Origin of the sequence: Pseudomonas sp. PS02303 (assembly GCF_029959925.1) — a bacterium.
Classification (GTDB): Bacteria; Pseudomonadota; Gammaproteobacteria; order Pseudomonadales; family Pseudomonadaceae; genus Aquipseudomonas; species Aquipseudomonas mandelii.
In genome coordinates, this window is record NZ_JASCOM010000069.1 from 1 (window position 1) to 25,931 (window position 25,931).

25 protein-coding genes are annotated in these 25,931 nt (G+C 58.7%); 8 read left to right on the forward strand and 17 right to left on the reverse strand.

Going from position 1 to position 25,931, the window contains the following annotated elements:
- Positions 1 to 68: 68 nt before the first annotated feature.
- From nhaB to QMX98_RS16760, 3 genes are all read right to left on the reverse strand, one after another.
- Positions 69 to 1,571, reverse strand: a complete 1,503-nt coding sequence (gene nhaB, locus QMX98_RS16750) for a sodium/proton antiporter NhaB (RefSeq protein WP_172791057.1) — start codon at positions 1,569 to 1,571, stop codon at positions 69 to 71.
- A gap of 77 nt (positions 1,572 to 1,648) precedes the next feature.
- Positions 1,649 to 2,938, reverse strand: a complete 1,290-nt coding sequence (locus QMX98_RS16755) for a hypothetical protein (protein WP_077747798.1) — start codon at positions 2,936 to 2,938, stop codon at positions 1,649 to 1,651.
- Between the two features lie 271 nt (positions 2,939 to 3,209).
- Entirely contained in the window at positions 3,210 to 3,476 is a 267-nt protein-coding gene (locus QMX98_RS16760) for a hypothetical protein (RefSeq protein WP_010460556.1), read from the reverse strand.
- 342 nt (positions 3,477 to 3,818) lie between these two features.
- Between QMX98_RS16760 and QMX98_RS16765 the strand changes: the two genes are divergently transcribed.
- On the forward strand, positions 3,819 to 5,144 hold the full coding sequence (locus QMX98_RS16765; RefSeq protein WP_010460554.1) for a sigma-54 dependent transcriptional regulator: 1,326 nt from the start codon (positions 3,819 to 3,821) through the stop codon (positions 5,142 to 5,144).
- A 72-nt stretch (positions 5,145 to 5,216) separates the two neighbouring features.
- Here the strand turns inward: QMX98_RS16765 and QMX98_RS16770 are convergent, their stop codons facing one another.
- The 9 genes from QMX98_RS16770 to QMX98_RS16810 all read right to left on the reverse strand — a co-directional run bounded on the left by QMX98_RS16770 (position 5,217) and on the right by QMX98_RS16810 (position 13,860).
- Positions 5,217 to 6,497 (reverse strand): hypothetical protein, encoded by a 1,281-nt coding sequence (locus QMX98_RS16770; protein WP_010460551.1) that lies wholly within the window; start codon positions 6,495 to 6,497, stop codon positions 5,217 to 5,219.
- A gap of 46 nt (positions 6,498 to 6,543) precedes the next feature.
- On the reverse strand, positions 6,544 to 7,296 hold the full coding sequence (locus QMX98_RS16775; protein ID WP_169857707.1) for a hypothetical protein: 753 nt from the start codon (positions 7,294 to 7,296) through the stop codon (positions 6,544 to 6,546).
- A 33-nt stretch (positions 7,297 to 7,329) separates the two neighbouring features.
- Positions 7,330 to 8,010, reverse strand: coding sequence for a C39 family peptidase (locus QMX98_RS16780; protein WP_010460547.1), 681 nt, complete (start codon positions 8,008 to 8,010; stop codon positions 7,330 to 7,332).
- A gap of 62 nt (positions 8,011 to 8,072) precedes the next feature.
- On the reverse strand, positions 8,073 to 9,503 hold the full coding sequence (locus tag QMX98_RS16785; RefSeq protein WP_042932036.1) for a hypothetical protein: 1,431 nt from the start codon (positions 9,501 to 9,503) through the stop codon (positions 8,073 to 8,075).
- A gap of 53 nt (positions 9,504 to 9,556) precedes the next feature.
- A complete protein-coding gene (locus tag QMX98_RS16790) occupies positions 9,557 to 10,129 on the reverse strand; it encodes an adhesin (protein WP_083376684.1) in 573 nt (190 codons plus the stop codon).
- Between the two features lies 1 nt (position 10,130).
- Positions 10,131 to 10,565 carry a hypothetical protein gene (locus tag QMX98_RS16795; RefSeq protein WP_010460541.1) on the reverse strand — a complete coding sequence of 145 codons (435 nt, stop codon included), beginning with the start codon at positions 10,563 to 10,565 and terminating at the stop codon, positions 10,131 to 10,133.
- Between the two features lie 331 nt (positions 10,566 to 10,896).
- Positions 10,897 to 11,421: an AAA family ATPase gene (locus QMX98_RS16800; protein ID WP_282411109.1), complete on the reverse strand. Its 525-nt coding sequence runs from the start codon at positions 11,419 to 11,421 to the stop codon at positions 10,897 to 10,899.
- Positions 11,418 to 11,981 carry a nicotinamide riboside transporter PnuC gene (gene pnuC / locus QMX98_RS16805; RefSeq protein ID WP_282411105.1) on the reverse strand — a complete coding sequence of 188 codons (564 nt, stop codon included), beginning with the start codon at positions 11,979 to 11,981 and terminating at the stop codon, positions 11,418 to 11,420. Before pnuC ends, QMX98_RS16800 begins: the two co-directional genes overlap by 4 nt.
- 244 nt (positions 11,982 to 12,225) lie before the next feature.
- Positions 12,226 to 13,860, reverse strand: coding sequence for a methyl-accepting chemotaxis protein (locus QMX98_RS16810; RefSeq protein ID WP_282411106.1), 1,635 nt, complete (start codon positions 13,858 to 13,860; stop codon positions 12,226 to 12,228).
- Between the two features lie 289 nt (positions 13,861 to 14,149).
- Between QMX98_RS16810 and QMX98_RS16815 the strand changes: the two genes are divergently transcribed.
- Both QMX98_RS16815 and QMX98_RS16820 read left to right on the forward strand, forming a co-directional pair.
- Positions 14,150 to 14,980, forward strand: coding sequence for an undecaprenyl-diphosphate phosphatase (locus tag QMX98_RS16815; RefSeq protein ID WP_042932039.1), 831 nt, complete (start codon positions 14,150 to 14,152; stop codon positions 14,978 to 14,980).
- Complete coding sequence (locus tag QMX98_RS16820) at positions 14,977 to 15,408, forward strand: DUF1294 domain-containing protein (RefSeq protein ID WP_077747804.1); 432 nt, start codon at positions 14,977 to 14,979, stop codon at positions 15,406 to 15,408. Before QMX98_RS16815 ends, QMX98_RS16820 begins: the two co-directional genes overlap by 4 nt.
- Here QMX98_RS16820 and QMX98_RS16825 read toward each other — a convergent pair.
- Together QMX98_RS16825 and QMX98_RS16830 are read right to left on the reverse strand one after the other, a co-directional pair.
- Positions 15,405 to 15,764, reverse strand: coding sequence for an MmcQ/YjbR family DNA-binding protein (locus QMX98_RS16825; RefSeq protein WP_282411107.1), 360 nt, complete (start codon positions 15,762 to 15,764; stop codon positions 15,405 to 15,407). The two genes, QMX98_RS16820 and QMX98_RS16825, sit on opposite strands and share 4 nt — an antisense overlap.
- On the reverse strand, positions 15,761 to 16,669 hold the full coding sequence (locus QMX98_RS16830; protein ID WP_010460527.1) for a LysR substrate-binding domain-containing protein: 909 nt from the start codon (positions 16,667 to 16,669) through the stop codon (positions 15,761 to 15,763). Before QMX98_RS16830 ends, QMX98_RS16825 begins: the two co-directional genes overlap by 4 nt.
- Before the next feature lie 130 nt (positions 16,670 to 16,799).
- On the opposite strand from QMX98_RS16830, the gene QMX98_RS16835 reads away from it, so the two are divergent.
- Positions 16,800 to 17,411, forward strand: coding sequence for an FMN-dependent NADH-azoreductase (locus QMX98_RS16835; RefSeq protein ID WP_077747806.1), 612 nt, complete (start codon positions 16,800 to 16,802; stop codon positions 17,409 to 17,411).
- 168 nt (positions 17,412 to 17,579) lie between these two features.
- Positions 17,580 to 18,617 (forward strand): dienelactone hydrolase, encoded by a 1,038-nt coding sequence (locus QMX98_RS16840; RefSeq protein ID WP_010460523.1) that lies wholly within the window; start codon positions 17,580 to 17,582, stop codon positions 18,615 to 18,617.
- 125 nt (positions 18,618 to 18,742) lie between these two features.
- Here QMX98_RS16840 and QMX98_RS16845 read toward each other — a convergent pair whose 3' ends face one another.
- Together QMX98_RS16845 and QMX98_RS16850 are read right to left on the reverse strand one after the other, a co-directional pair.
- The gene (locus QMX98_RS16845; RefSeq protein ID WP_077747808.1) at positions 18,743 to 19,930 is read right to left on the reverse strand and encodes an MFS transporter; all 1,188 of its coding nucleotides are present in this window, start codon (positions 19,928 to 19,930) and stop codon (positions 18,743 to 18,745) included.
- A 187-nt stretch (positions 19,931 to 20,117) separates the two neighbouring features.
- Positions 20,118 to 21,707, reverse strand: a complete 1,590-nt coding sequence (locus QMX98_RS16850) for an ABC-F family ATPase (protein ID WP_010460520.1) — start codon at positions 21,705 to 21,707, stop codon at positions 20,118 to 20,120.
- A 495-nt stretch (positions 21,708 to 22,202) separates the two neighbouring features.
- Here QMX98_RS16850 and lpxO point away from each other — a divergent pair, with 495 nt between their 5' ends.
- Entirely contained in the window at positions 22,203 to 23,102 is a 900-nt protein-coding gene (gene lpxO / locus QMX98_RS16855) for a lipid A hydroxylase LpxO (RefSeq protein WP_010460518.1), read from the forward strand.
- A gap of 119 nt (positions 23,103 to 23,221) precedes the next feature.
- Here lpxO and QMX98_RS16860 read toward each other — a convergent pair whose 3' ends face one another.
- The gene (locus QMX98_RS16860; protein WP_010460516.1) at positions 23,222 to 24,082 is read right to left on the reverse strand and encodes a Ku protein; all 861 of its coding nucleotides are present in this window, start codon (positions 24,080 to 24,082) and stop codon (positions 23,222 to 23,224) included.
- A 193-nt stretch (positions 24,083 to 24,275) separates the two neighbouring features.
- Between QMX98_RS16860 and QMX98_RS16865 the strand changes: the two genes are divergently transcribed.
- Positions 24,276 to 24,623: a hypothetical protein gene (locus QMX98_RS16865; RefSeq protein WP_200666160.1), complete on the forward strand. Its 348-nt coding sequence runs from the start codon at positions 24,276 to 24,278 to the stop codon at positions 24,621 to 24,623.
- Between the two features lie 51 nt (positions 24,624 to 24,674).
- Positions 24,675 to 25,826, forward strand: coding sequence for a PQQ-dependent sugar dehydrogenase (locus QMX98_RS16870; RefSeq protein ID WP_282411108.1), 1,152 nt, complete (start codon positions 24,675 to 24,677; stop codon positions 25,824 to 25,826).
- The last annotated feature ends 105 nt before the right edge of the window (positions 25,827 to 25,931 follow it).

Sequence of the window (25,931 nt, forward strand, 5' to 3'; positions counted from 1 at the left end):
GGCAAGCCTCGCTCCTACACTGACCTGTGGGAGCGAGGCTTGCCCGCGAAGGCGTCAAACCTGCTAACTCAAAGCCAGAAACTCACGGCGTACCAACCCAGCACACCCATCACCACCGTGTACGGCACCGCCATCCACACCATCCGCCCATACGACAGGCGAATCAGCGGCGCAATCGCCGACGTCAGCAAAAACAGAAACGCCGCCTGGCCATTGGGTGTCGCCACGCTCGGCAGGTTGGTGCCGGTATTGATCGCAATGGCCAGCGTTTCAAAATGCTCGCGGCTCATGTGGCCGGAGATGAACGCCTGTTTCACTTCGGTGATGTAAATGGTCGCCACAAACACGTTGTCGCTGATGGCCGACAGCAAGCCGTTGGCAATGAACAACATGCCCGGCTGTTGATCGGCCGGCAGCGCCAGCACCCACTGGATCAGCGGCGTGAACAGCTGCTGATCGTGGATAACCGCAACCACCGCGAAGAACACCACCAACAGGGCCGTGAACGGCATCGCGTCCTTGAACGCGTTACCGATGCGGTGCTCGTCGGTGATGCCGGTGAAGGCGGTGATCAACACGATCACCATCAAGCCGATCAGGCCGACCTCGGCGATATGAAACGCCAGCCCGGCAATCAGGATCAGCGCCGCCGCGCCTTGCACCAGCAAGGCTGCGCGCTGGCGTGAAGTGCGTTCGGCATTGTCTTCGGCCGCATAGTTGGCCAGCACGATGCGCACGTTGTCCGGCAGCAGCGTGCCATAACCGAACCAGCGTAATTTCTCCAACAGCACGCACGTCACCAGGCCCGCTGCCAGCACGGGCAGCGACACCGGGGCGACCTTCAGGAAAAACTCGGCGAAGTGCCAGCCCATTTCATGGCCGATCAACAGGTTCTGCGGCTCGCCGACCAGCGTACAGACGCCACCCAATGCCGTGCCCACGGCGCCGTGCATCAGCAGGCTACGCAGGAAAGCACGGAACTGATCGAGGTCGTCGTGGTGCAATTTGGGCAGGTGCTGGTCATCGCTGAACTCACTGTCCTGACGCGGATCATTGCCCGAGGCGACGCGGTGATACACCGAGTAAAACCCCACGGCGGCACTGATGATCACCGCCGTCACCGTCAGGGCGTCGAGGAACGCCGACAGAAACGCCGAGAGAAAGCAGAACATCAAGGCCAGCAGGGCCTTGGAACGAACCCCCAGCAACAGGCGCGAGAACAGAAACAGCAGCAGGTCTTTCATGAAGTAGATGCCTGCCACCATGAACATCAGCAGCAGGATCACCGGAAAGTTGTGTATCAGTTCGTCATAGAGCGCCTGGGGCGTGGTCATTTTCAGCAGCAGCGCTTCAATCAGCAGCAACCCGCCCGGCATCAGCGGATAACATTTGAGCGCCATGGCCAGGGTGAAGATGAACTCCAGCACCAGGAGCCAACCGGCCGCTACCGGACCGACGGTCCACAACACCAGGGCGTTGAGAATCAGGAAACCGACAATGCTCGCCTTGTACCAGCGAGGCGAGTGGCCTAGAAAGTTGTGCGCGAAGGCCTGGGCCATTGAACCGGACATCGGCTACTCCTTGTATTAAGAAGCGCGCAACTTGCCGTAAGCCGACGGGAAGATCAAGTGGGGGGAAAGTCGTTGGCTTAGCCGAGATAGCGCACCACAACCGCCCGGTAGTTGCCGTCCAGCGAATAACCGCCTACGACGATGCCTCCATTCGGCTGAACGGCCACTGATGTGGCGGTGTCCAGGCTGCGCCCCAGACGGGTGCGAACCCAACAAGTGCCCTCGGCAAAACCAGGGTCGAGTTGCCCGCCCGGCAAGTACCGAGCCAGAAGAAAGTCGGCTTCGACTCCGCCAATCGTGGCGCCAACCGCCAGTACACGGCCGTCCGGCTGGAGTTGGGCGGCGTTCCACTGGCAGCCACTGGGTCCGATTTTCAGCAGGTGTGGCTGGCCACCGTTGCAATGAACGTCCGGGCGACCGTTGCTGTGCAGTGTCAGCGCCAGGCAATGCATCGGGTCGCGGCTGCTGCCAAAACAATGCAAATCACCATTTTCCTGCTGGACGATCTGGCTGACCTGAGCGCTGTGCCCCTCAACACTGAAAGTCATGAAACCATCCACGGCGAAGTGATCATCCAGACTGCCGTCGGGCAGGTAGCGCGCCAGCAAACCTTCTTCAGGGAAATTGATCGATCCGCCGACCATGATCCGGCCGTCCCGCTGCAACAGCAGGCTGCTGAGCCAGGTGTTCATCAGCAAATGCCTGACCATGACAAAGCCGCGGCCGTTGAAGGAGGTATCGAGTTCGCCAGCGTCGGTCAGGCGAATCAGCAGGCCGACGTGATCGGCCAGTTCGAAAGGGTGATTGGCCAGCAGCAGGATTCGGCCGTCAGCCTGTACCTGGACGTCGCAGGCTTCAGCCCCCGGTACGCCGGGAGGGAGCCAGGCGTCGCGCACGCCCTGGGACAGATTCCCCGGCAGGCGTATGACACAGCATCCATTGTCGCCAAAGTCCCTGACCGGGTGACCTTGCGCGTCGAACATCGCCAAGGCCGGCAGCGTCCGATGAGCGTCTTCATAGTGCAGGCCGGCGACCAGGATGTTCCCGTCGCCCAATACAAGGACTTTTCCCGCCATGGCCTCATGACCGCGCTGAAATTGCCCGATGACGCTGCCATGAGTGCCGAATGCCAGGTCTGCCGAACCGTCTTCAAGCAAGCGAGCCAGGCCAAAGCAATGGCCGCTTCGAGTGCCGACTTTCGCCGCTACCAGTACGCGACCGCTCGAGTCGATCGCCACGCCGTTGGCGATGCTCGACGTACTGCCGGCGAAATACACCTGGGTTTTGCCGTTGGAGGCGAAGCTTTTATCGAGGAGGCCGGCCGTGCGCTGCGCGGCAGGTCGGGCAAAAGCAGTCAGGGTGGGCATGCGCGCATCTCCTTGCGAGCTGACCGAAACCCGGGAACCGGGAGGGCAACTGCGTGTGCAGAACATTCAATCCCTGAACGCTCGATTGCACAACTGTCACAACTCACAGGTGGAGGGTCGCTTTGTGCCAGAACAGTGACTTTTCGAACCACTGACAAGCCTGCCAAGTAATTCGTGGCGGGCAAGTTGGAATGGGGGGGGCGTGACGACCGACGTAGTTCGCTAAAAGAAAGGAGAAGAGGCGGACAACTTAAGTCATCCGCCAACGTCCTTAGTGTGGCATCGACCACGATTGCAGGGTGTAACCTTCCTCGCTCAGTTCGGCGCGAGCTTCTTCAAGAATGTGTTCAAGTTGCGCGGGGTCGGAATAAGTACTGCTCGGAATTTGTGTGCGGCCAATGTGGGTATTGGTGCGGTCGATAATGGTCAGGCTGAGTTCGCCATTGCCGTCTTGTGGGGCCCAGGCCACGCATTGAAAAGGTTGGAATGCGCGGTTGGCAATCAAAAGAGCTTCGTTGATACGGAGCGGGGCAGTCATGGGGTCTTCTCTCTATATGCCCAATCAAGTGACAGGCCGTCGGTTGGGCTTACCGTTCGGCTGGTTACTTGTACTGATGCCCTCAACCGGGGGTCAGGTCACACTCAATCAAAAGAAATTTCAACTTTCTTTCATATACTCAATGGCAGAGCGGTTTTTGAAAGCTGAATGAAAGGTTGAACTCGTTAGGTAACTAACAAACTCATTCTTATAACTAATAATGCGGTGTTCCTATAGTCAAACGGTACAAGGGTGCGTCAAATTCTTGCTAATGTTACAGCCAGATCCGCCAAACGACTGTTTTTAATAATATTTCCTAAAGTTTGGCGTCAAGGAACAGTCATGATCGAAACGCCTGCGTTACGACGTCTGTTAGTAGTAGATCCCTGCGACGACTGCTATCGTCTGCTGCCGGGTCTGCGCTCTGTGGGCTGGGATGTTGACAGCTGTTCCTTGGAGAACGCCGCCGACCGAACGTGCGACGTCGGCCTCCTGCGATTACAACCTTTTCATCTGGAACGCCCGGAAGCGGTCAAAGAACTGATCAGCCGCAGCGGTACCGAGTGGATCGCCGTGCTCAACCAGGAAGTCCTGCGCCTGCAAAATGTCGGAGATTTCGTTTGCGAATGGTTTTTTGACTTCCATACCTTGCCGTTTGACGTGTCCCGGGTGCAAGTCACGCTGGGCCGGGCGTTCGGCATGGCGCGCCTGCGCGGACAGGGCACGATTCATATTGATCAGCCTGAGCACGAGCTGCTTGGCGACAGCAAGCCGATTCGCGAGCTACGCAAGTTACTGAGCAAGCTGGCGCCTACCGAGTCGCCGGTATTGATTCGTGGTGAAAGCGGAACCGGTAAAGAATTGGTCGCCCGCACGCTCCATCGACAATCCCAGCGTCACAACAAGCCGTTTGTGGCGATCAATTGCGGGGCAATTCCCGAACACTTGATTCAGTCGGAGCTGTTTGGTCATGAGAAGGGCGCCTTTACCGGCGCCCATCAACGCAAGGTCGGTCGGATCGAAGCGGCGAATGGCGGCACATTGTTTCTCGATGAGATCGGTGACCTGCCACTGGAGTTGCAAGCCAATCTGCTGCGCTTTCTGCAGGAGAAACATATCGAGCATGTCGGCGGCAGCCAGCCGATTCCGGTGGATGTGCGGGTGTTGGCGGCGACTCATGTCGACCTTGAGGCGGCCGTCGAGAAAAAAACCTTCCGTGAGGATTTGTACTACCGCCTTAACGTATTGCAGGTCGTCACCGCGCCGCTGCGTGAGCGTCATGGCGACTTATCCATGCTGGCCAACCACTTTTCCCACTTCTACAGCCATGAAACCGGCCGCCGCCCCCGCAGCTTCAGCGACGACGCCTTGATTGCCATGGGCAAGCACGACTGGCCGGGTAATGTTCGCGAGCTGGCCAACCGAGTACGTCGCGGGTTGGTACTGGCCGAAGGCCGGCAGATCGAAGCGCGAGACCTTGGGCTGATCAGCCAGCACGTCATTCCTGCGCCGATGGGCACGCTGGAAGACTACAAGACCCGCGCTGAACGCCAGGCCTTGTGCGATGTACTCAACCGCCACAGCGATAACTTGAGCATTGCCGCCAAAGTGTTGGGGATATCCAGGCCGACTTTTTACCGTTTGTTGCACAAACATCAGATCCGTTAGACGCAGATTTAATGTTCCACACACAAAAGCCCCGCTGGGATTGAAGTCGCAGCGGGGCTTTGTTGTGGTGGATCAGAAGTAGTACGGGAATTTCAGGCTGAAGGAGAAGTCTGGCGAGTCGTCGGTCAGGCCGATGGCCAGGTTGGGTACGATCGTCAGGTTATCGGAGGCGGCCAGGGTCATGCCGATGTTGAAGTTGGCCGAGTTGTAGTCGCTGTTGGAAATCGACTGCCAATCACCACCGTCCGGCCTGATCTTGCTCTTGCGGGCGAACTGATCGGTGAACGAGAACGACATACTCATCTTCTCGTTCAAGGCGAAGGCAATGCCGGCGCCGATCTGCCAGGAATCGCCCAGCTTCACGTCCCCTTTCACCTTGGAGCCGACCTGAGGGCTGATGTCGCTGAAAGAGTCCTGAACGTTGTAGGTGTAGGACAGGCTGCCGAACAGCACGGCAGGGTCGAAGGTCTTGACCAGCGAGATACCCGGGGTGATCGCCCAGACACCATTGCCGGTCGGCAAATCCTCGGGGACCGAGAGGTTATCGTTGGTAGGGTCGCTGACCAGCTTGATGCCGTAGGGGTCCTTGCCGGTCGGCGCCTTGACGCGCAGTGTAGCGACCGCATCGGGCAGGCTGACCGACTCATCCAGAAACTTGTAGGCAACGCCAACGTTCACATCGCCGATGGTCGGGTCGCGAGTCACGGTGGCGTCAGACGTCACCGGACCAGCGCCACCAGCGCCGCCGGAGGAGTACGTTGATTCGCGGTAAACCACGGGGACGTTAATGTCGAACTGCCAACGTTGTGCCACGTTGTAGCGGGCAGTCAGGTCCAGGGTCCAGTTGTCGGCCTTGATGCGGTCGAGGTTGATGTTGCCGAGGAAAATCGAGTCCAGTGCCAGGAAGCCGTTAAGCGTCAAGGCGCGGGTATCGTAGTGCGTGTAGGTCAGGCCGGTTTCGACGCTGAACTTGCCGCCACCGAAGAAGCCGCTGGCTTCGTCATACAGGTTGGAAACGCTTTGCGCAGGTTCCGAATCGTCCTTGAGCGATTGGCCATAGGAGCTGCCGGTGGTGCCCGGCGCACCAGCGGCGACCGCCTGGTTACCCCGGGAGGGTTCGGCGGGGGATTTGGTCAAGCGCTTGGGAACTGGTGGCTGCGGTGTTTCTTCGACTTGGCGAACGCGTTGCTCAAGTACCATCAACGCGTTCTGCTGAGCTTCGTAACGCTGTTTCAACTCCATGAGTTCTTGTTTTAGGATTTCGACCTGGGGGTCCGGTGCTGCGTATAGCATTGTGGCCGGGGCCAGGCTACTCAAACATACCAAAGCTCTGAACGTTGAAGATCGTTGCATGTTTTAGCCGTCCCTTCTGACTACATCTGATGAGACTGAGCGTAGATCAGAATCCGAGAGTGCGAAGACCTTTGAGCTGGTCCAGATTGCCGCTCACCGATCCGGCTGACGGCACGTTGTCACGCAGCACGACATTGAAGGATGTGAGGTTGCGGACCTGGTTGCTACTGCCGAGCAATGTCGTGTTCTGCATCAGGCCACCCTGGGCCAGGCGTTGTACGGTATTGCCCTGGTTGTTGTTGGCCACGATGTTGAATTGCACACCCGTACCGGTCGAGGAAACGCTCATTGAACCCGCGCCATTGGCGCCGACCAATGTCGTGCCTGCGGCCAGTGCCTGGCCCTGCTGTTGCGTTGCTGGCGCTTGGTTTGCCTTGGTGACGTTGATATCAACGTTGTTGTAGGCCGTATTGTTGTCGCCGGCAGCCCGTACGACTTGAGTCACGCCTTCGGTAGTATTGAGGCCGTTGCCGCCAGTGACGGTGCCGGTGCCCGTGCTGGCGCCTTGCGAACGGGTCGATCCATTCCCTTTTTCGTCGATCATCGACACATAAAACTGTGGCTTGATGGTCGATTGTTGAATTTGCATCGTGGACGTTGCCCCGATCACTTCACCATTGGCATTTTGCCAAGTGCTGGTCATCGAAATGCCGAAACTGATAATCCGTCCTGGCATGACATAACGGCCACGCAGGGTTGCCAACTCCTGATCCTTCAGTTCAATGGGTTTGAACGTCTGTGCCTGGGTCGGCAGGCTGGCGGCCAGGCAGACCACGGCCAGCCAGATTGGAGTCTTCATGGGATGCTCCCGGAGCGTCGTGCTCCCTTGTTATTAGAAGAAGTCGCTTTGGATAAATCCAAAATCCATCAACTCTGCGTCCTGCACTGGGCTAAAGGCGTTGACGCGGTTCCTGGCGGTCAGCGGCATGGGCGGGTCGAGCAACGCATTGGTTTTGTCGTAACCCTGGCCGATGATGGCAAAGATGATGCCGTTCCAGCCTTTGATAAAGTCGTCGACTTTGTAGCGTTTATGACCGAGTACCGGATCTCCGATGTAGACCCAGCCCTGATGGACTCTTTGCATGACCACAAAGTGTTTGTAGCCACGGATATCCATGAGGACCACTACGGGGATTCTGATATCACTCAACGTTTCCGGTGCTACCCGATAGCCACGGGCTCGCATGCCGATGCTTTCCACGTAACGCTTCATGTCGAGCATGGAGAAGCCCTGGACACGGACAAGATCTTGATCAGAGTGTGCCAGCATGCCTTCGATGATCTGTTCTTCATTCACGTCCAGCCAATAGGCTTGGCGCAAGATGGTCGCCAGCGCCGCAGCGCCGCAACTGAAGTCGGTTTTCTGTTGTACCAGGTCGGCAAATTTGCGCTCGCGAACGCTCTGGATTGGCTTGTACACCAACGCGCCGCCCGGCAGGATGGAGAGCGGCATTTGTGCGGCCTCGATCACAGTGGCCACGCAAAGCAAAAATGCCAAGGCGAGAATACGCATGATTGGACGCCCTCTGGTGATGTTGAAAAAGGCCCCCGTAAGGGGGCCTCCAGAGACAGCATTTAGAACGATTGGTTGGAAATGGCCAACGAGTTGCTTTGTTGGTTGCCCACACCAGCCGCCACGTTGACGCCCAGGTTGCCACTGCCGCCATTCACCGAACCGCTCAGGGTTGCAGTGTTGGTCACAGGGTTGGCCCAGCCAGTTGGAGTCAGCACTTGATAAGAGTAGGTGTTGCTCAAATCATAAGAGCTGCTTTCACTGTAGCTTTTCGCTTTTGCATACTCAGACTCGGACGATTGACTGCCCGATTTTTCGTACGAGGAGTCAGACGACTTCGAGTACGACTTGTCATACGATTTTTCGAACGACGAATCGCGCGATCTGTCGTACGAGGAGTCGCGCGATCTGTCGTACGAAGAGTCGTGCGATCTGTCATACGATTTGTCTATCGATGCATCAAGCGTCGCGTCGAGCGATGCGTTAAGCGATGCGTCGGAAGACGAGCTGCGGGTGCGGTCGCCGAAGCCAAAATTGACGGTAGTGGAGTTGGAAGCCGCCGAAGTAGCGTCCAGCGTAGCGTTCAAGGAAGCACTCAAAGAAGCGCTCGAAGAACCGCTTGCACTACTGCTGTTGGAACCGCTGGCATTGCTGCTGTTGGAACCGCTGGCATTACTGCTGTGAGAACCGCTTATATCAACGCTTTTTGACCCGCTGGCGTCATAGCTTTTGGAACCGGCTTTGTTCCAGCTGGAAGAAGCGCTTTGACTGCCGCTTGCCTCAAACGACTTATCTTTGGAGAAACTGCCGCTCGCCGTGTTGGTAACGGTGATCGTATCAACGCGGTAGGTCCGATCAGCGTTGTTGTTCACGATCAGGCCGGGACCGTTTTGAACGGCGGACGCGGTGGCGGTTGCATTACCCAGTGGAGCATTGGCGTTGGCAATTGCCATGGTATTTTTCTGCTGGTTCAGATCGCCGCCAGCAATGTTGATACCCATGTTGCCGCTGCTACCGCCGCCGGATCCGCTCATCACGGCAGAGTTGGTGGAGCCAAAGTTGTCGACGCGGTTATTGTTGCTGACTTGCCTCACGTCAGCGGTGGCAGTGGCCGTGCCGAACACAAAGCTGTTATCGATCGCGGCGTTGTCGGAGGCTGCGTTGGCGATGGCGGCGGCGTTGTCTTGCTGGTTGCCGTTACCTGCCGCCACGTTGACGCCGACGTTGCCGCTCGCGCCTGCGGCCGAACTGCTCATCTCGGCCGAGTTTTCTGTCCCTTCATTCCAGATGCTATTGCCGGTACTGTTCTGCCGGTCCGTCGCATTGGCAGTCGCATTGATTGGGACCATTCTTGCAGGAGGGGTTTGTTGTTGGCCACCGTTGTGATGACCATGATGGTTGCCACGCCGATCATTTTGCCCAGCTTGTACAGCAACAGCCATGACCGCAGCAATTGCGAAAACCAGAGGCTTTAGTGCCATCGAAGGTTTCATGGTGATTCTCCGTACTTTATTTTAGGTTAAGTGTTGTTTCTTACCTTTTCGGGTCAATCCACGACCCTTACGCTCAGGGTATTGGCCATTCGGTTTCCCACCCCGGCGCTCTGATTCAACTGGATCACCCCACGGCTACCGGTGAATGCCTGGTCACTGGTAGTGACCTGGCGATGGCCTGGTGCAGAGTCAGTTGGATCGGAGTTGTTGAGCAGCGCCACGTTCTGTTGCATGAGGACGCTGTCGTCGATGCTTTGCGGCTGTTTACTAATGCTTATCCGCAGTGCGTTGGCTTGCTGGTTACTGGCGCCCGCGCTCTGGTTGACACCCAGTACGCCGTTGCCGTGACTGAAGGAGTCGCCCTGGATGTTGGACTGGGCATCAATTCTGGGGTCGACAACGGTGCGCAAACGCTGGCGAATCTGCGTGGTCGCACTGGCATTGGTACCAATAGCGATGGCCCGGGCGTTGGCCTGTTGCTGAAGATCGCCCGCCGCCTGGTTGACCGTGAGGTTGCCTTGGTACTGCATACCCGAGCCGTCGATGTTGGCGTTATTGATGACGGGAGGTTGGGCAAAGGTCGATGCACTGCAAAACATGGCGATCATCAGCAGCGAACGATTCATCTTAACGGTCTCCCGTTATGATTTTCAGAGCACCCAGGCCTTGCTGGATGTTGGAATTGACCATGTTGGCAATGCCATTGCCTGAATTTCCCGAACGTCCGGCAGGGAGGTTGGACAGTTGGGTTTGGTTGCTTATGTTGCCGCCCAGGTTGTTAGTGTTTTGAGTGACCAGGCGGTTGATGCCTGCACCACTGGCGACGTTGGCAAAATCGCCGTCGCTCAACTCGTTCGTTTGCTGGAGAATTTGTCTGGACGGGTTGGCATTGACGGTCGTGGGGTTAGGGTCGGGGATGAGCGGCGGGATGGTTGCGTTGCGGGTCTGCACATCACGTTTGATAGTTATGATGCCGTTGTCAGCCTGCACGGGCAGGCAGACTGTTGAGCCCAGTGCGCATCCGATCAGCAGGCTAAAGATGCTTCTATCAAATTTCCCCACGGCGGCAATTCCTTCTGTAAATGGAACGCTGGCCCTTATCAGCGTTGCGAGGTAGAGAGCAGAAGGTGTGCCGCTTTCGGTTATTCGTTTAAAAACAAGTGGTTGAATTAATTTGTCGGGGTGGTCAAAAAAATTGTGTAACGCCACTGAGACAGAGCTACGCAAAAACGACATCCACACGGGCGGCGGTGCACGCTGGGGGCGTTGAACGCAGGCTGTATCAGTGGCTTAACATTTTCTTGCAGGAACGCTCGGGCCGCTTTAGTTCGCGGGTTTGCGTGGGATTTGGTGTTTCAGGAATGGACAGTTGCAGCGGGGCGGGGCACTCCGGTCAGGCCTTGAGCAAACGCGTCACCGCCTCGAATGCGGCGTCCTTGCGCTGTTGCCAGTCACCTTGCAGCACCTGACAAGGTTGGCGGTGCAGATCAAGCCATGCACGGCTGGCCTGAAAAAATGCCTGGCGTTCTGCCAGTTGCGGCTGGCAACGCTGCCCGTCGTCATGCCAGGTCACGGTTTCAGGGCTCAGCAGCAAATGCAGGTCATAGTGCCGGGCCAGCAAGGCTTGCTCGATCCATGCCGGGCAATCGCTAAACAACGTGCGACTCCAAAGGATATTGCTTAAGAGGTGCGTATCGAGGATCAAAAGTGACGGTTGCCTGGCGCGTGCTTCGTCCTCCCACGAAAGCTGGCCATGAGCTATCGATGTAATGTCATCGTAGCGGGTTTCACGGGCTTCGCTGTCGATAAAATGTCGAACGTACTCATTGACTAATATGCCGCCAAAATTGGCGTGAATCTCGCCCGAAAGCCAGCTTTTACCGCTGGATTCAGGGCCCGCGAGCACCAGCACTTTCATGCGCGCAGAGCCGGGTCGGCGCGCCATTCACGCCAACCTTGAACGGCCAGCAGCAGGAACAGTGCATAGAGGGCGGCGGTCAAGTACATGTCCTTATAAATGAACAGCCCGACGAAAATCACATCGACGGCGATCCACAACGGCCAGCATTGCACGCGTTTTTGCGCCATCCATAACTGCGCCACAAGGCTGAAACCGGTCAACGCAGCGTCAAGCCAGGGCTGCGCGGCATCTGTCCAGTGCGCCATGGCGGCGCCTAGCAGCAGACTGCCGATGGCACCGGCCGCAAGGCCCGCAGCGATTGATTTGCTCTCAAGCCGACTGACCTGCCGGCCGCTATTGGCTTCGCCCGCGCGGGTCCATTGCCACCAGCCGTAGAGCTGCAGCGCGGCGTAGATCACTTGCAGGAGCATGTCCGAATACAGCTTCACTTCAAAAAAGATCCAGCTATAAAGCAGCACCATGACCAGGCCGATCGGCCAGCACCAGGGGTTCTGTTTGACCGTCAACCAGACGGCGATCACGCCGAGGGTGGCGGCAAACAGTTCAAGCCCGGACATGGAGGTTCCTTGGTGAAAACGAAAGAGGGGGGCGGATTGTACCCAGAGAGAAGGCCAATGCGTTAGCAACCCGAAACTGGCGTCTGACGCACACTTGTGGCGAGGGAGCTTGCTCCCGCTCGGCTGCGAAGCAGTCGCAAAGGCGCTATCGAGGTTTACCTGAAAAAACGGGATTGCCTATTTCAGGGCCGCTTCGCGGCCCAGCGGGAGCAAGCCCCCTCGCCACAGGGTTCTGTGTCTGCTTTTACACGCGGAACTGTTTGAGCAGGCTGTTCACCTGCTCGCTCAAGTCCTTGAGCCGAACGCTGGCCACACTCGATTGCTCGGCCGCCAGCGCGGTGCTGTGGGACAAGCCTGCCGCCTGGGTGACGTTCTGATTGATGTCTTCCACCACATGGGCTTGCTGCAGGGTCGCGCTGGCGATCGAGGCGTTCAGCCCGTTGAGGTTGCGCAGCGCCTGGCCGATGGCATTGAGGCTGGCGCCGGCCAGACCGGCCTGTTCGATGGTCAGTTGCGAGGCTCGACTGCTGTCGCCGATCACTTTCACCGCCGCTTCGGAGTGAGTCTGCAGGCGCTCGATCATCGACTGGATCTCCGCCGTGGACTTCTGGGTACGCTGGGCCAACAGGCGCACTTCATCGGCCACCACCGCAAAGCCACGGCCTTGTTCACCGGCGCGGGCAGCCTCGATGGCGGCGTTGAGTGCCAGCAGGTTGGTTTGCTCGGCGATGGAGCGGATCACCTCCAGGACACTGCCAATCTGGGTGCTTTCAGCGGCCAGGGTGCGAATCACTTCCACGGCTTGATCGATGGTGCCGGACAGTTTGTCGATCTGCTGCAAGCTGCCATCAATGTTGATTTGCCCCTGCTGCGCCTGGGATTCGGCATCGCGCATTTCGCTGGCCGCATGCTCGGCATTCTTGGCCACGTCCTGCACACCGTAAGTCACTTCGTTGATCGCAGTCGCCACCAGCTCCATCTGCTGGGACTGTTGCTGACTGCGTTCCTGGGCCTGGGCGGCGTCATTGCCCAGTTCGCTGGACGACTGGCCCAGGGCGCTGGCGGACACTTGCAGTTCGCTGATCACCCCTCGCAGTTTGGCAGTGAAGGCATTGAAGTGCCGGGCCAGTTGCGTGACTTCATCCTGGCCATGGGTGTCGAGGCTGCGGGTCAGGTCGCTTTCGCCGCTGGCGATGTTGGCCATGGCGTTCACCGTGTCCTGAAGCGGTCGCACGATGCTGCGAGCGATCATGATCACCAGCAACGCCATGATCAGCGCAATCACCAGGCCGACGAACGAAGCCTTCCAGACCTGGCCGTAGAACTCGGCCTGCATGTCATCGATGTACACGCCCGAGCCGATCACCCAGCCCCAAGGCTCGAACAATTTGACGTAGGAGGTTTTCCCGACCGGGTCGCTGGCGCCCGGTTTAGGCCAGCGGTAGTTGACCGTACCGGCGCCTTTGGCCTTGGCGACGGCCACCATTTCGTTGAACAGCGCAAAACCGTCCGGGTCGCGGATCGCCGAGAGGTTTTGCCCATCGAGTTTGGGGTTGGCCGGGTGCATCACCATCACCGGCGTCAGGTCGTTGATCCAGAAATAGTCGTTCTGGTCATAACGCAGCCCGCGCACGGCGGTCAGTGCCTGCTTCTGCGCGGCATCGCGGGTGAGCGTGCCGGCGGTTTCCAGGCCGTGGTAGTAAGTCAGAATGCCGCTGGCGGTCTGCACCACGTGCTGGGTTTTCTGGGCTTTTGCCTGGTATAGATCGGTATGGATCTGCTTGAGCATCAACACGCCCAACGTCAACAACATCAATACCGACACGATCAAGATGAGCCACAAGCGTCGGCTGATCGACACACTGCGCAAGCTGTTCATAACGCTGTCACTCCGATTTCTTTTTCTTGTAATAAACGATTGCCAGCATCCAACCACGCTTTGCCGGTCGGGCCTATACGACCCAAGTCTCATTACGCGGCAGCGTTATCGGGGCTTGTCTGATAGGATTTCGGCCCCGCGCGGAAAAACCTGAATCCAAGTTGATTTTTCACGGAGTTTTTACGGCTCCGTCAGGATCCTTTGCGCGCGGGACTTCAGCTACGCTTGGCGCGGTGAACGCTTAAAACACTAATGGGGCATGCCTTGGCGCATCGCCTTTGGGGGATTGATGGAACTTTGGACCGCCTTGCAGGCATTGATTTTAGGGGTTGTAGAAGGGCTGACGGAATTTTTGCCCATTTCCAGTACCGGTCACCAAATCATAGTCGCGGACTTGCTCAACTTCGGTGGCGAACGCGCGATGGCTTTCAACATCATTATCCAGCTCGGGGCGATCCTGGCGGTGGTGTGGGAATTTCGCCGAAAGATCTTCGACGTGGTCGTCGGCTTGCCGACACAACCCAATGCGCGGCGTTTTACCGCCAACCTATTGATCGCTTTCCTGCCTGCGGTGGTATTGGGGGTGATTTTTGCCGATCTCATCCACGAATACCTGTTCAACCCGATCACCGTGGCCACGGCGTTGGTTGTGGGCGGGATCGTGATGTTGTGGGCGGAGCAGCGTCAGCATGAAGTGCATGCCCACACTGTCGACGAAATCACCTGGAAAGATGCCTTGAAAGTCGGTTTCGCCCAGTGCCTGGCCATGATTCCCGGGACCTCGCGTTCCGGCTCGACCATCATCGGCGGCTTGCTGTTCGGGTTGTCGCGCAAGACGGCCACCGAGTTCTCGTTCTTTCTGGCGATGCCGACCATGGTCGGTGCGGCGGTGTATTCGGGCTACAAATACCGCGACCTGTTCGTACCGGCTGATCTTCCGGTGTTTGCGATCGGCTTCGTCACAGCGTTCATCTTCGCGATGATTGCCGTCAGAGGCTTGCTGGTGTTCATCGGCAGCCACAGCTACGCGGCATTCGCCTGGTATCGCATTGCGTTCGGCCTGTTCATCCTGGCCACCTGGCAATTCGGCTGGGTCGATTGGGCCGCCGCACGCCCATGAATGACTCCAGCGCGCGCAACAATCCCGGACGCAGGTCCGGGGGCGAGCGGGTCCAGCACCCTCGGCTGAAATTGCTGGTGTTGGCGATCCTGTGCGCGCTGCCGCTGACGGGTTCAATGTCGTTGTGGCTGCATGGGGTGTCGCTGATTCCGCTGGCGGCTTACGGCATCGTCAGCGTGCTGGCGTTTTTTCTGTACTGGAGCGACAAGCGCAAGGCTCGCGCCGACAGCTGGCGGACACCGGAGAACGTGTTGCACGCGGTGGAGCTGGCGGGCGGATGGCCGGGTGCCTTGCTGGCCCAGCAAGTGTTTCGGCACAAGACTCGCAAGGTCTCGTTCCAGCTGGTGTTCTGGCTCATTGTGCTGATGCATCAGGTGTTCTGGATCGACCAGCTGTTCCTCGGCGCTCACCTGTTTGCACTGCTTTAAAGCAACAGGCTGACCTGGGTGCGCTTGGGCAGCTTGCTCACCACCAGTTGATGGGAACGTTTCAACAACGCCTGAAGCTCCTCGGATCCCAGCGGGTAGGGCGTTTGCATGATGATCCACTGGGCCCGCGCCAGGTACGGCGCCGGGTGAATCCCCGGGCGGTCGCAATGCCCGAGGAACAGATCCTTGTCGACCTTGAAGGCCAGGGAATCGCCGCGCAGGTTCTGCAAGGCGAACATCTTGTTCCCGGCAATCGAAAACACCCGAACGCCTCCCCACTTGTAGTCTTCCCGCGCACCGGGCCGCGCGAGACAGAATTGCGCGACGTCCTCTTCGCTCATGCGTCCAGCCTTCATATCAATCGGTCCCCACAGGCATTGAATGATTCGATCAAATGGTCGATCCAGGCGCGCACGGCCGGCATCACCCCGCGCCGATGAGGGTAGACCGCTTGCAGCCAGCCGCCAGGCAATGACCAATCGGGCAGCAACTGCACCAGCGAACCATTTTCCAGCTCCTGTTCGCAATACATCATCGGCAGCATGGTGAACCCCTGGCCGGCGAGCGTGCAGGCCTTGCGCACGATGAAATCGTCAATGCCCAATCGCGCTTCCAGGCTCAAATCGTAGCTTTTGCCCTGCTGATCGAGCATGCGAATGTGCACCAGGCGGTCGGCTTCCAGCGCACCAAGCACCGGCAAGGATTTCAGGTCTTCGGGGTGGTTGATCTCACGTCCGTGCAGGAAGGCCGGGCTGGCGACCATCGCCATCTGTGCCTGGCGCAAGCGACGGGTCACCAGCAACGGATCTTCATCGCCCAACTCACGGACCCGCAGCGCGACATCGACGCCTTCGGTGACCAAGTCGACCCGGCGATTGAGCAACATGACTTCCAATTGCACCTGAGGGTGTTTTTCGAGGAAGCGGCTGATCACCGTCGGCAGCATTTCGTGGGCCAGCCCGACGGGGCAGGACACCCGCAAGCGTCCGCGAGGTTCGCTGGACATACTCGCCACGGCTTCATCGGCCATCTCGGCTTCCAGCAGCATCGCCTGACAGTGCCGCAGGTAACGTTCGCCCACCGCCGTCAGCTTGAGTTGCCGGGTGGTACGTTGCAGCAGGCGCGCGCCGAGGCGTTCTTCCAGCTCGGCAATGCGCCGCGACAATCGGGACTTGGGAATCCCCAGCAAACGCCCGGCTGCGGCGAAGCCACCGGCTTCGACCACTTTGGCGAAATAGTAAAGGTCGTTGAGGTCTTGCATGATTGGAAATCCGATTGTTCTATCAGTGGGACGAACTATCGCATTGTTGCGGGCTAATCAGCTATTGGTTTCATCTGTAGGATCCTCCCCATCAGATCGCCCGGTGGCGATCCTCACCTGGAGATCCCTTATGAAACTGCTGCATATCGATTCGAGCATTCTTGGTGACAACTCGGCTTCCCGTCTGCTGAGCAGCGAAGTCGTCAAAGCCTGGCAAGCCGCCGAGCCAACCGCGGTGGTGACCTACCGCGACCTGGCCGCCGATGCCATCAGCCATTTCTCCGCCACCACCCTGGTGGCCGCTGGCACCACCGCTGAACTGCGCAACGCCGCGCAACAGCACGAAGCCGAACTTAGCGCCACCACCCTGGCCGAATTCCTCGCGGCCGACGCCGTTGTCATCGCAGCGCCGATGTACAACTTCACCATCCCGACCCAACTGAAGGCCTGGATCGACCGCATTGCCGTTGCCGGCCAGACCTTCCGCTACACCGAAGCGGGCCCTGAAGGCCTGTGCGGTGGCAAGAAAGTCGTGATCGTCTCGACGTCCGGCGGTCTGCATGCCGGTCAGGCGACTGGCGTTGCGCACGAAGAGTACTTAAAGGTGCTGTTCGGCTTCATCGGCATCACCGACATTGAGTTTGTTCGTGCCCATGGCCTGGCCTACGGTGACGAAGTGCGCACCAAAGCCATGAGCGATGCCCACACGCAAATCAGCGAGCAATTGTTCGCCGCCGCGTAAGGCTTGCGTAAAGCGCTCAAACAGCTCAGGCACCATCCAAAAAACTCTGTATTCTGATCACGCAAGTGCCAGATGCAGAGTTTTTTGTTTCTGGTCATTACAGGTTGTGGCCCGGGTTATGCAGTCGAGGGTTACCGACTCCGGTCCAGTAACAAGGTGGGGCATCCCATGGTGCGTCTTTGTGCAACGTTTCTGATTTGCCTGCTCAGCAGCCTGAATTCAGTGCACGCCGCGCCTGCGCCGCACCCTCACTGGAGCGTCGGCTTCCATGAGATGAGTTTTCTCGATCCTCTGGACTTGCAGCCGATGCGCGCCATCGCCTTCTATCCCTCGAGCGACCGGGAACACACCAGCAAAATCGAGGGTTACACGGTCGAGGCAGGGGAAGACACCCGCGTCGCCATGGGCCGTTTCCCGATGCTGATGCTGTCCCACGGCAACACCGGTACCCCGCTGGCGCTGCACGACCTCGCCACCTCGCTGGCACGCAAAGGGTTTGTGGTGGTGGCGGTGATCCATCCCGGTGACAACTCCAAAGACCACAGCCGCCTCGGTACGTTGAGTAACCTTTACGGCCGGCCCATCCAGATTTCCGAAGCCATTACCGCGACCCTGGGCGACCGTATGCTCGCGCCTTTCGTCAATGCCGATCAGGTCGGCGTGATCGGTTACTCGGCGGGCGGCGAAACGGCGCTGATCCTCTCCGGCGCCACGCCTGACCTGGATCGTCTGCGCCGCTACTGCCAGGAACGCCCGGACGACCATGATGCCTGCAACACTCAGGGCGAGCTGATTGTCGACCGGGATGATTTGCAGCCTGTGGCGGATCCACGTGTCCATGCCTTGCTGCTGATGGCGCCGCTGAGTCTGAAATTCGGCCGCCACACCTTGGCTGACGTACATGTGCCAGTGCTGCTCTACAGCGGTGATGGCGACAAACTGGTGGCGTTCGACAAAAATGCCGCCGCCCTGGCGCGCAAACTGCCGATTGCACCAGACTTCAAATTGCTGGCCGGGGCAGGGCACTTCGTGTTCATGGCACCGTGCAACGAAGAGCAGATCGCCGCCATGCCGGCGCTGTGCACCGATGCAGATGGCGTCGACCGCGAAGACATCCATCGCAACATGGTGTCCGAAGCCGGGCGGTTCTTCTCGCACGCGTTGGGCAAGCCTACCCGGGCCGGGATGCAGACTGCGGATCAGTAATTTCCCCACCACCCCTGTGGGAGTGAGCTGGCTCCGGGCGGCGTTCCGATGATAGCGATCTGTCAGGCGACTGATGTATTGAATGTTCTACCGCCATCGCCAGCAGGCTAGCTCCCACAGTGGCGTCAGCTTGTTGCGCGGCGTTTGAGTAACAAGGTCAAGCCGAGCCCGGTGACAGACAACATCGCCGCACTGAAGAAAATCCACGAATACCCAAGATTCAACGCCACCGCGCCCATCAACGGCCCGGCAATCGCCAGTGCCAGGTCGAAAAACACCGCATAAGCACTCAAACCCGCGCCGCGACTGGAGTTGGGCACTTGCTTGATTGCTTCCACCCCCAGCGCCGGGTACACCAGCGAAAGACCGAACCCTGCCAGGCCCGCGCCGATCAGCGCATAAGCGGTCGAAGGCGCTAGCCACAGCAGTACCAGGCCCACCGTTTCAATGCTCATGCACACAATCGCCGAGGTGAAACCACCGAAGCGGCTGATCGCGGAGATAAACAGCAAGCGCGACAAAATAAAGCAGATCCCGAAGACCGTCAGGCACCAGGCAGCGCCTGTCCAGCCGCGGCTGACGTAATACAAGGTGATAAAGGTCGTCAGGGTGCCGTAACCGATGGAGGCCAGGCTCAGGCTGGCACCGAAGGGCGCAATGCGCCCGAACACCGCCCAGAAGGGCAGGCGTTCGCCACGAATCACCGGCACCGAGGGTTTATTGCGGATCAGCAACAAGGCGGCCAGGGCCAGCAATGACAACGCGATCCCCAGGCTGGCGAAGCCGTACTCGGCGACCATCACCACGCCCAGCGGCGCCCCGATCGCAATGGCGCCGTAAGACGCAATGCCGTTCCACGAAATCGAGCGCGCGGTGTGCTCCGCGCCGACCTGGCCCATGCACCAGCTGATCGTGCCCACACCAATCAAGCCCTGGGCGATGCCGAGCAACAAACGTCCGGCGATCAGGATCAATAGGCTCAGCAGTGGAAAGCTTTGCAGCAAGGTTGAAATCAACGTCAACACGCCGCTCAACACGATCCCAGACAGGCCGTAGACAATCGCCCGTTTGGTGCCAATGGTGTCTGACATGCGCCCGGCCATCGGGCGGCTGAGCAGGGTGGCCAGGTATTGAGAGCCAATGGTCAGTCCCGCGACGATCGCGCTGAAACCCAACTGCTCATGGACATAGCCTGGTAACACCGCAATCGGCAGGCCGATGCAGAGGAAGGCAATAAAGGTATAGAAAACGATGGAGACGATCTGCAGGGTGATCGCCATGGAGCTTTGCGGTGGCAGTTGCTGCACAGACATGACGGCTCGTTCGCGGGCGGCGGTGGGAGAACTGCATCATGGCTTGGGTGGAATATAAAAGGAAGCAGGCTAACTATATTCGTTGTGGTTGAGGGCACCCAAATCCATTCAGCCTCGAATGCAAAAAGCCCCGTCACCAGGACAGGGCTTTTACTTGCCGCTTGCAGCTTGAAACTAATAGCTGCTCTTAAAACACAACGCCCTGGCTACGCAGGTAGTCATCATAAGTACCGCTGAAGTCGATCACGCCGCTTGGGCTTAGCTCGATGATGCGGGTGGCCAGCGACGATACGAACTCACGGTCGTGGCTGACGAAGATCAGCGTGCCCGGGTAGTTTTCCAGCGCCAGGTTCAGCGCTTCGATCGATTCCATGTCCAAGTGGTTGGTCGGTTCGTCCATGATCAGCACGTTCGGCTTTTGCAGGATCAGCTTGCCGAACAGCATGCGACCTTGCTCACCACCGGAGATGACCTTGACCGACTTGAGGATCTCGTCGTTGGAGAACAACATGCGGCCGAGGGTGCCGCGAACGATTTGCTCGCCGCCCTGGGTCCACTGGCCCATCCAGTCGAACAGGTTGCAGTCGTCTTCGAAGTCGTGCGCGTGGTCCTGGGCGTAGTAGCCCAGTTCTGCGGCGTCGGTCCACTTCACGGTGCCGGCATCCGGGGTCAGTTCGTTGACCAGGGTGCGCAGCAGGGTGGTTTTACCGATACCGTTCGGGCCGATGATCGCGACGCGTTCGCCCGCTTCAACCTGGAAGCTGAAGTCCTTGAACAGCGGCTTGCCGTCGAAGCCTTTGGCCATGCGCTCGACAATGACAGCCTGACGGTGCAGTTTCTTGGTTTGTTCGAAACGGATGAACGGGCTCACACGGCTCGAAGGCTTGACTTCGGCCAACTGGATCTTGTCGATCGCCTTGGCGCGGGAAGTGGCCTGCTTGGCTTTCGAGGCGTTGGCCGAGAAGCGGCTGACGAACGATTGCAGCTCGGAAATCTGTGCCTTCTTCTTGGCGTTGTCCGACAGCAGTTGCTCGCGGGACTGGGTCGCCACGGTCATGTACTCGTCGTAGTTGCCCGGGAACAGGCGCAGCTCGCCGTAATCCAGGTCAGCCATGTGGGTGCACACGCTGTTCAGGAAGTGACGGTCGTGAGAGATGATGATCATCAGGCTGGAGCGCTGGGTCAGAATGTTTTCCAGCCAGCGGATGGTGTTGATGTCCAGGTGGTTGGTCGGTTCGTCGAGCAACAGTACTTCAGGATCGGAGAACAGCGCCTGAGCCAGCAATACGCGCAGTTTCCAGCCCGGGGACACTTCGCTCATCGGGCCGAAGTGCTGCTCGATGCCGATACCCAGGCCCAACAGCAATTCACCGGCACGGGATTCGGCGGTGTAGCCGTCCATTTCGGCGAACTCGGTTTCCAGCTCTGCCACGGCCATGCCGTCTTCTTCGGTCATTTCCGGCAGCGAGTAGATGCGGTCGCGCTCGGCTTTAACCTTCCACAGCTCTTCGTGACCCATGATCACGGTGTCGATGACGGTGAATTCTTCGTAGGCGAACTGGTCCTGGCGCAATTTACCCAGACGCACGTTCGGCTCGAGCATGACCTGGCCGCCGGACGGCTCGAGGTCGCCGCCGAGGATTTTCATGAAGGTCGACTTGCCGCAACCGTTGGCGCCGATCAGGCCGTAGCGGTTGCCCGCGCCGAACTTGACCGAAACGTTTTCGAATAGCGGCTTGGCGCCGAACTGCATCGTGATGTTAGCTGTAGAGATCAAAGGTTTTTCCTGCGAAGCATTCAGAGTAGCTAGGGTTGCGGCAGTACCGATTCAGTACCCGTTTCCGTTTTTCAAACCACGGGAAATGCATCCCGGTCAGAAGCGGAAGGTCCATCTGGCAATAAGTGGACAGCAGCAGTTGGAGCGCTTGGCCCGAGTCGAAGTGCGCTGAGACGGGGTTCATTCCCGTCATCAACCAAGGGGGGCGCGTAATGTTTGGCGGCGATTGTACTGGTCTGGCTCTTTAAACGATAGGGCGTTGAGGCCGCACGGGCGCTTTGGTGGCACCAGCGGACAGATTTTCACATTTGAAGGTTAACTATTGGTTACAAAATGAGACTAAAATGCCACTTTTCAACAGGCGCCGACCGTCGGCAGAGGCTCAAGGACGCGCCACCGGGACCGCTGTTTCGTATTCAGACGCTGCACAAGACCCTTGGGCCGCTAGGTTGGCCGGGGACGCAGTTTGTTCACTTCTGACATGTGACGATTTCTGTGAAACTGATCATTGCCGCTATTTACGTTGTATCCATTGCCTACGTCCATCTGCGTGGGCGGGTGCGCCACAAGCTGGGCCGCCAACTGAGCGATCACTCGTCGTTTCTCGCGCCGATCAATTGTTTCCTTTATCTGTTCTCGAAAATCCCCAACAAGCCTTATCTCGACCCGGCCGATTTCCCGGACCTGAGTCCGTTGCAGGCGCACTGGGAAGAAATTCGCGCCGAAGGCCAGAACCTGCTCAGGGCCGGGGAAATCAAGCGCTCGAACCAATACGACGATGTCGGTTTCAACTCGTTCTTCAAGACCGGCTGGAAGCGTTTCTACTTGAAGTGGTACGGCGACAGCCATCCTTCGGCGATGAAACTCTGCCCGCGCACCACTGAGTTGGTGCAAAGCATCGGGTCGATCAAAGCCGCGATGTTCGCCGAGTTGCCACCGGGTTCCAAACTGGTCCGCCACCGCGATCCCTACGCCGGCTCGTACCGTTATCACCTGGGCCTGGAAACGCCGAACGATGCCGGTTGCTACATCAACGTCGATGGTGAGAACTACCACTGGCGCGACGGTGAAGCGGTGATGTTCGACGAGACCTTCATTCACTACGCCGAAAACACCACCCAGCAGAACCGCATCATTCTGTTCTGCGACGTCGAGCGGCCGATGAAGTATCGCTGGGCGGCGGCGTTCAATGGCTGGTTCAGCCGTAACGTGATGTCGGCGGCGGGCGCGCCGAATGATGCCGGGGACAAGACCGGGGGCATCAACCGGCTGTTTGCCAAAATCTACGCGATTCGGCTGCGGGGCAAGGCGCTGAAGAAGCGTAATCGCAAACTTTACTACCTTGAAAAGTGGGCGATCTTTGGTGGGTTGCTGGCGGTATTTGTGCTGATCTGAATGTTGTATGCCGGCTTGCAAACCCTTCGCGAGTTGGCTCGCTCCTACAGTTGACCGCGATCACTTGTAGGAGTGAGCCTGCTCGCGAAGGGGCCTGAGATCCAACGCGAAAACAACAATCAGCCACGAGACGTCTTCGTGGCTTTTTTGTTCGCTGCAGGTTTAGCCGCCGGTTTGGCCTTGCCGGCAGTCTTGCCACCCAGGCTACGTTTAAGCAATTCAGTCAAATCAATCACATCAGCTGTCTTGCGTTCCTCTTCACCCGTCGCCGTTTCCACATCCTCGATCTTGCCTTCGTTCGCCTTCTTCTCGACCAGCGCCATGATCTTGTCTTCAAAACTGTCGCGATAATCCTCGGGCTTCCAGTCGGCGCTCATGTCCTGCACCAGACGCTTGGCCATGTCGAGTTCGCCCTTGGCCAGTTCGGGCTTGGTTACCTCAGGCCCCAGCTCTAGCGTATCGAGGCTGCGCACTTCAGCGGGCCAACGCAGCATGACCAGCACCATGGCCGATTCCAGGGGCATCAGCGCCGCCAGGTGCTGACGGGTATGCAGGACAACATGGGCGAGGGCGACTTTATTGGTTTTGCTGAGGGTTTCGCGCAACAGCGCATAGACCTTGCCGCCACGTTTATCCGGCGCGAGGTAGTAGGGCGTGTCGATGTTTTGCAGGGGGATCTGTTCGGCGTCGACAAAAGAAAAGATGTCGATGGTCTGCGTGGACAACGGGTGCGCCGACTTGATTTCTTCCTCACTGAGGACCACGTACCGGCCCTTTTCGTACTGCACACCTTTGACGATGTGTTCCTTGGTGACTTCCTTGCCGGTGACCTTGTTGACGCGTTTGTAACCGACCGGCTCCATGCTACGGCTGTCGAGCCAGTCGAAATCCACCCCCTGCGAGGACGTCGCCGACACCAGCGCCACAGGGATATGCACCAGCCCGAAACTGATTGCGCCTTTCCAGATTGCCCGTGCCATGGTCGTCTACTCGCGAGTGATGTGTTCAGGTGACCCGCGGCGCGGAGCAAAAGTTTCAGCGGGCTGCGGCCCGGTCCTGCTGGACCGTCAACTGGTGTTACATCTTAAGAAAGAGGTTTTAGTTAACAAATCCGAACCCCGGGCGTAGCGTGCTATCGAAGATTCTATCCACGCTGACGCCCAGAGGCTTCCCATGAACAGATTCGTGCTCGCCTGCACCGTACTGGCATTCAGTGGCCTGATGAGTCAGCTGGCCCAGGCCTCGCCACCTTCGTTGATGCTGCTGGCCCAGAGCCCCACGGGCAATTCCAGCAACCCCTACAACAGCCCGATCCGCCGGGCCAATCCCAATAGCATGCAAGGCACACAACCCGCTGCCCCGGTCATTCGCGGGCCAAATACCGTCCCGGTGCCCCGTCCACCGACCCTTGATAACGGCGGCATCGGCAATCGCTATCCCCAGAACCATACCGCTCCCGCCAGCCCACCCAAATTCATTCCCAATCCGCCCCCTCGAGATGCAGGCACAAGCAACCGTTGAACGGCAGGACAGCGTTCTTGCCAGCTATTCGAACGACAAAAGGAATCGTGCATGTTGCGTAAAACCCTCTTGGCCACCTTCTGCGCCAGCATACTGATCACCGCCACGGCACCCGTTCTTGCGGCAACGCCCCGGGAGATGAAAAGCGAACAAGGCACCCTTGAGGTCTGGCAAGTTGCGAAGGGCCTGGAACATCCGTGGGCTCTGGCGTTCCTGCCCGATCGCAGGGGCATGCTGGTCACCGAACGGCCCGGCAACCTGCGAGTGGTGGATTACGATGGCAAGCTCTCGGCACCGATCAATGGGGTGCCAAAGGTCTGGGCCAAGGGGCAGGGCGGCTTGCTGGACGTGGTGCTGTCGCCCGACTTCAAGCAGGACCGGACGGTTTATCTGTCTTACGCCGAGGGCGGTGGTGCGGGCGACAAGGCCGGTACGGCGGTCGGGCGAGGCCAGTTGTCCGAGGACCTGAAAACCCTCAAGGACTTCAAAGTGATTTTCCGCCAGGAGCCCAAGCTGTCGGTCGGCAACCACTTCGGCTCACGATTGGTGTTTGATCGCGACGGCTACCTGTTCATCACCTTGGGCGAAAACAACGATCGGCCGACCGCTCAGGACCTCGACAAGCTGCAAGGCAAGGTCGTGCGAATCTACCCGGACGGCAAGGTGCCGGACGACAACCCCTTTGTCGGGCAGTCGGGCGTACGCCCGGAAATCTGGTCCTATGGCCAACGCAATCCGCAAGGCGCAGCGCTCAATCCATGGACTGGCGTGCTCTGGGAAAACGAGCATGGCCCCCGCGGCGGTGATGAAATCAACATCATCGAACGCGGCAAGAATTACGGCTGGCCGCTGACGACCCACGGCATCAACTATTCCGGACAACCAATCCCGGAAGCCGAGGGCAAGACCGCAGAAGGCGCCGTGGCGCCGCACCATGTCTGGGAAAAATCCCCCGGCCTCAGTGGCATGGCGTTCTACGACGCTGATCGCTTCAAGGCCTGGCAGCACAACGTGTTCATCGGTGCGCTGGTGAGCCAGGAGCTGATCCGCTTGCAGGTCGATGGCGACAAAGTGGTTCACGAAGAGCGCTTGCTCGGCGAACTCAACAAGCGCATCCGCGATGTGCGACAGGGGCCGGACGGCTACTTGTATGTGCTGACCGATGAGGACGACGGCGGGCTGTACAAGGTAGGCCTGAAGTAACCCGATTCGACTTCTCTGGGGGTTTGGTGGCGAGGGAGCTTGCTCCCGTCTGCGGAGCAGTCGCTTGAATGGGGCGCTTCGCACCCAGCGGGAGCAAGCTCCCTC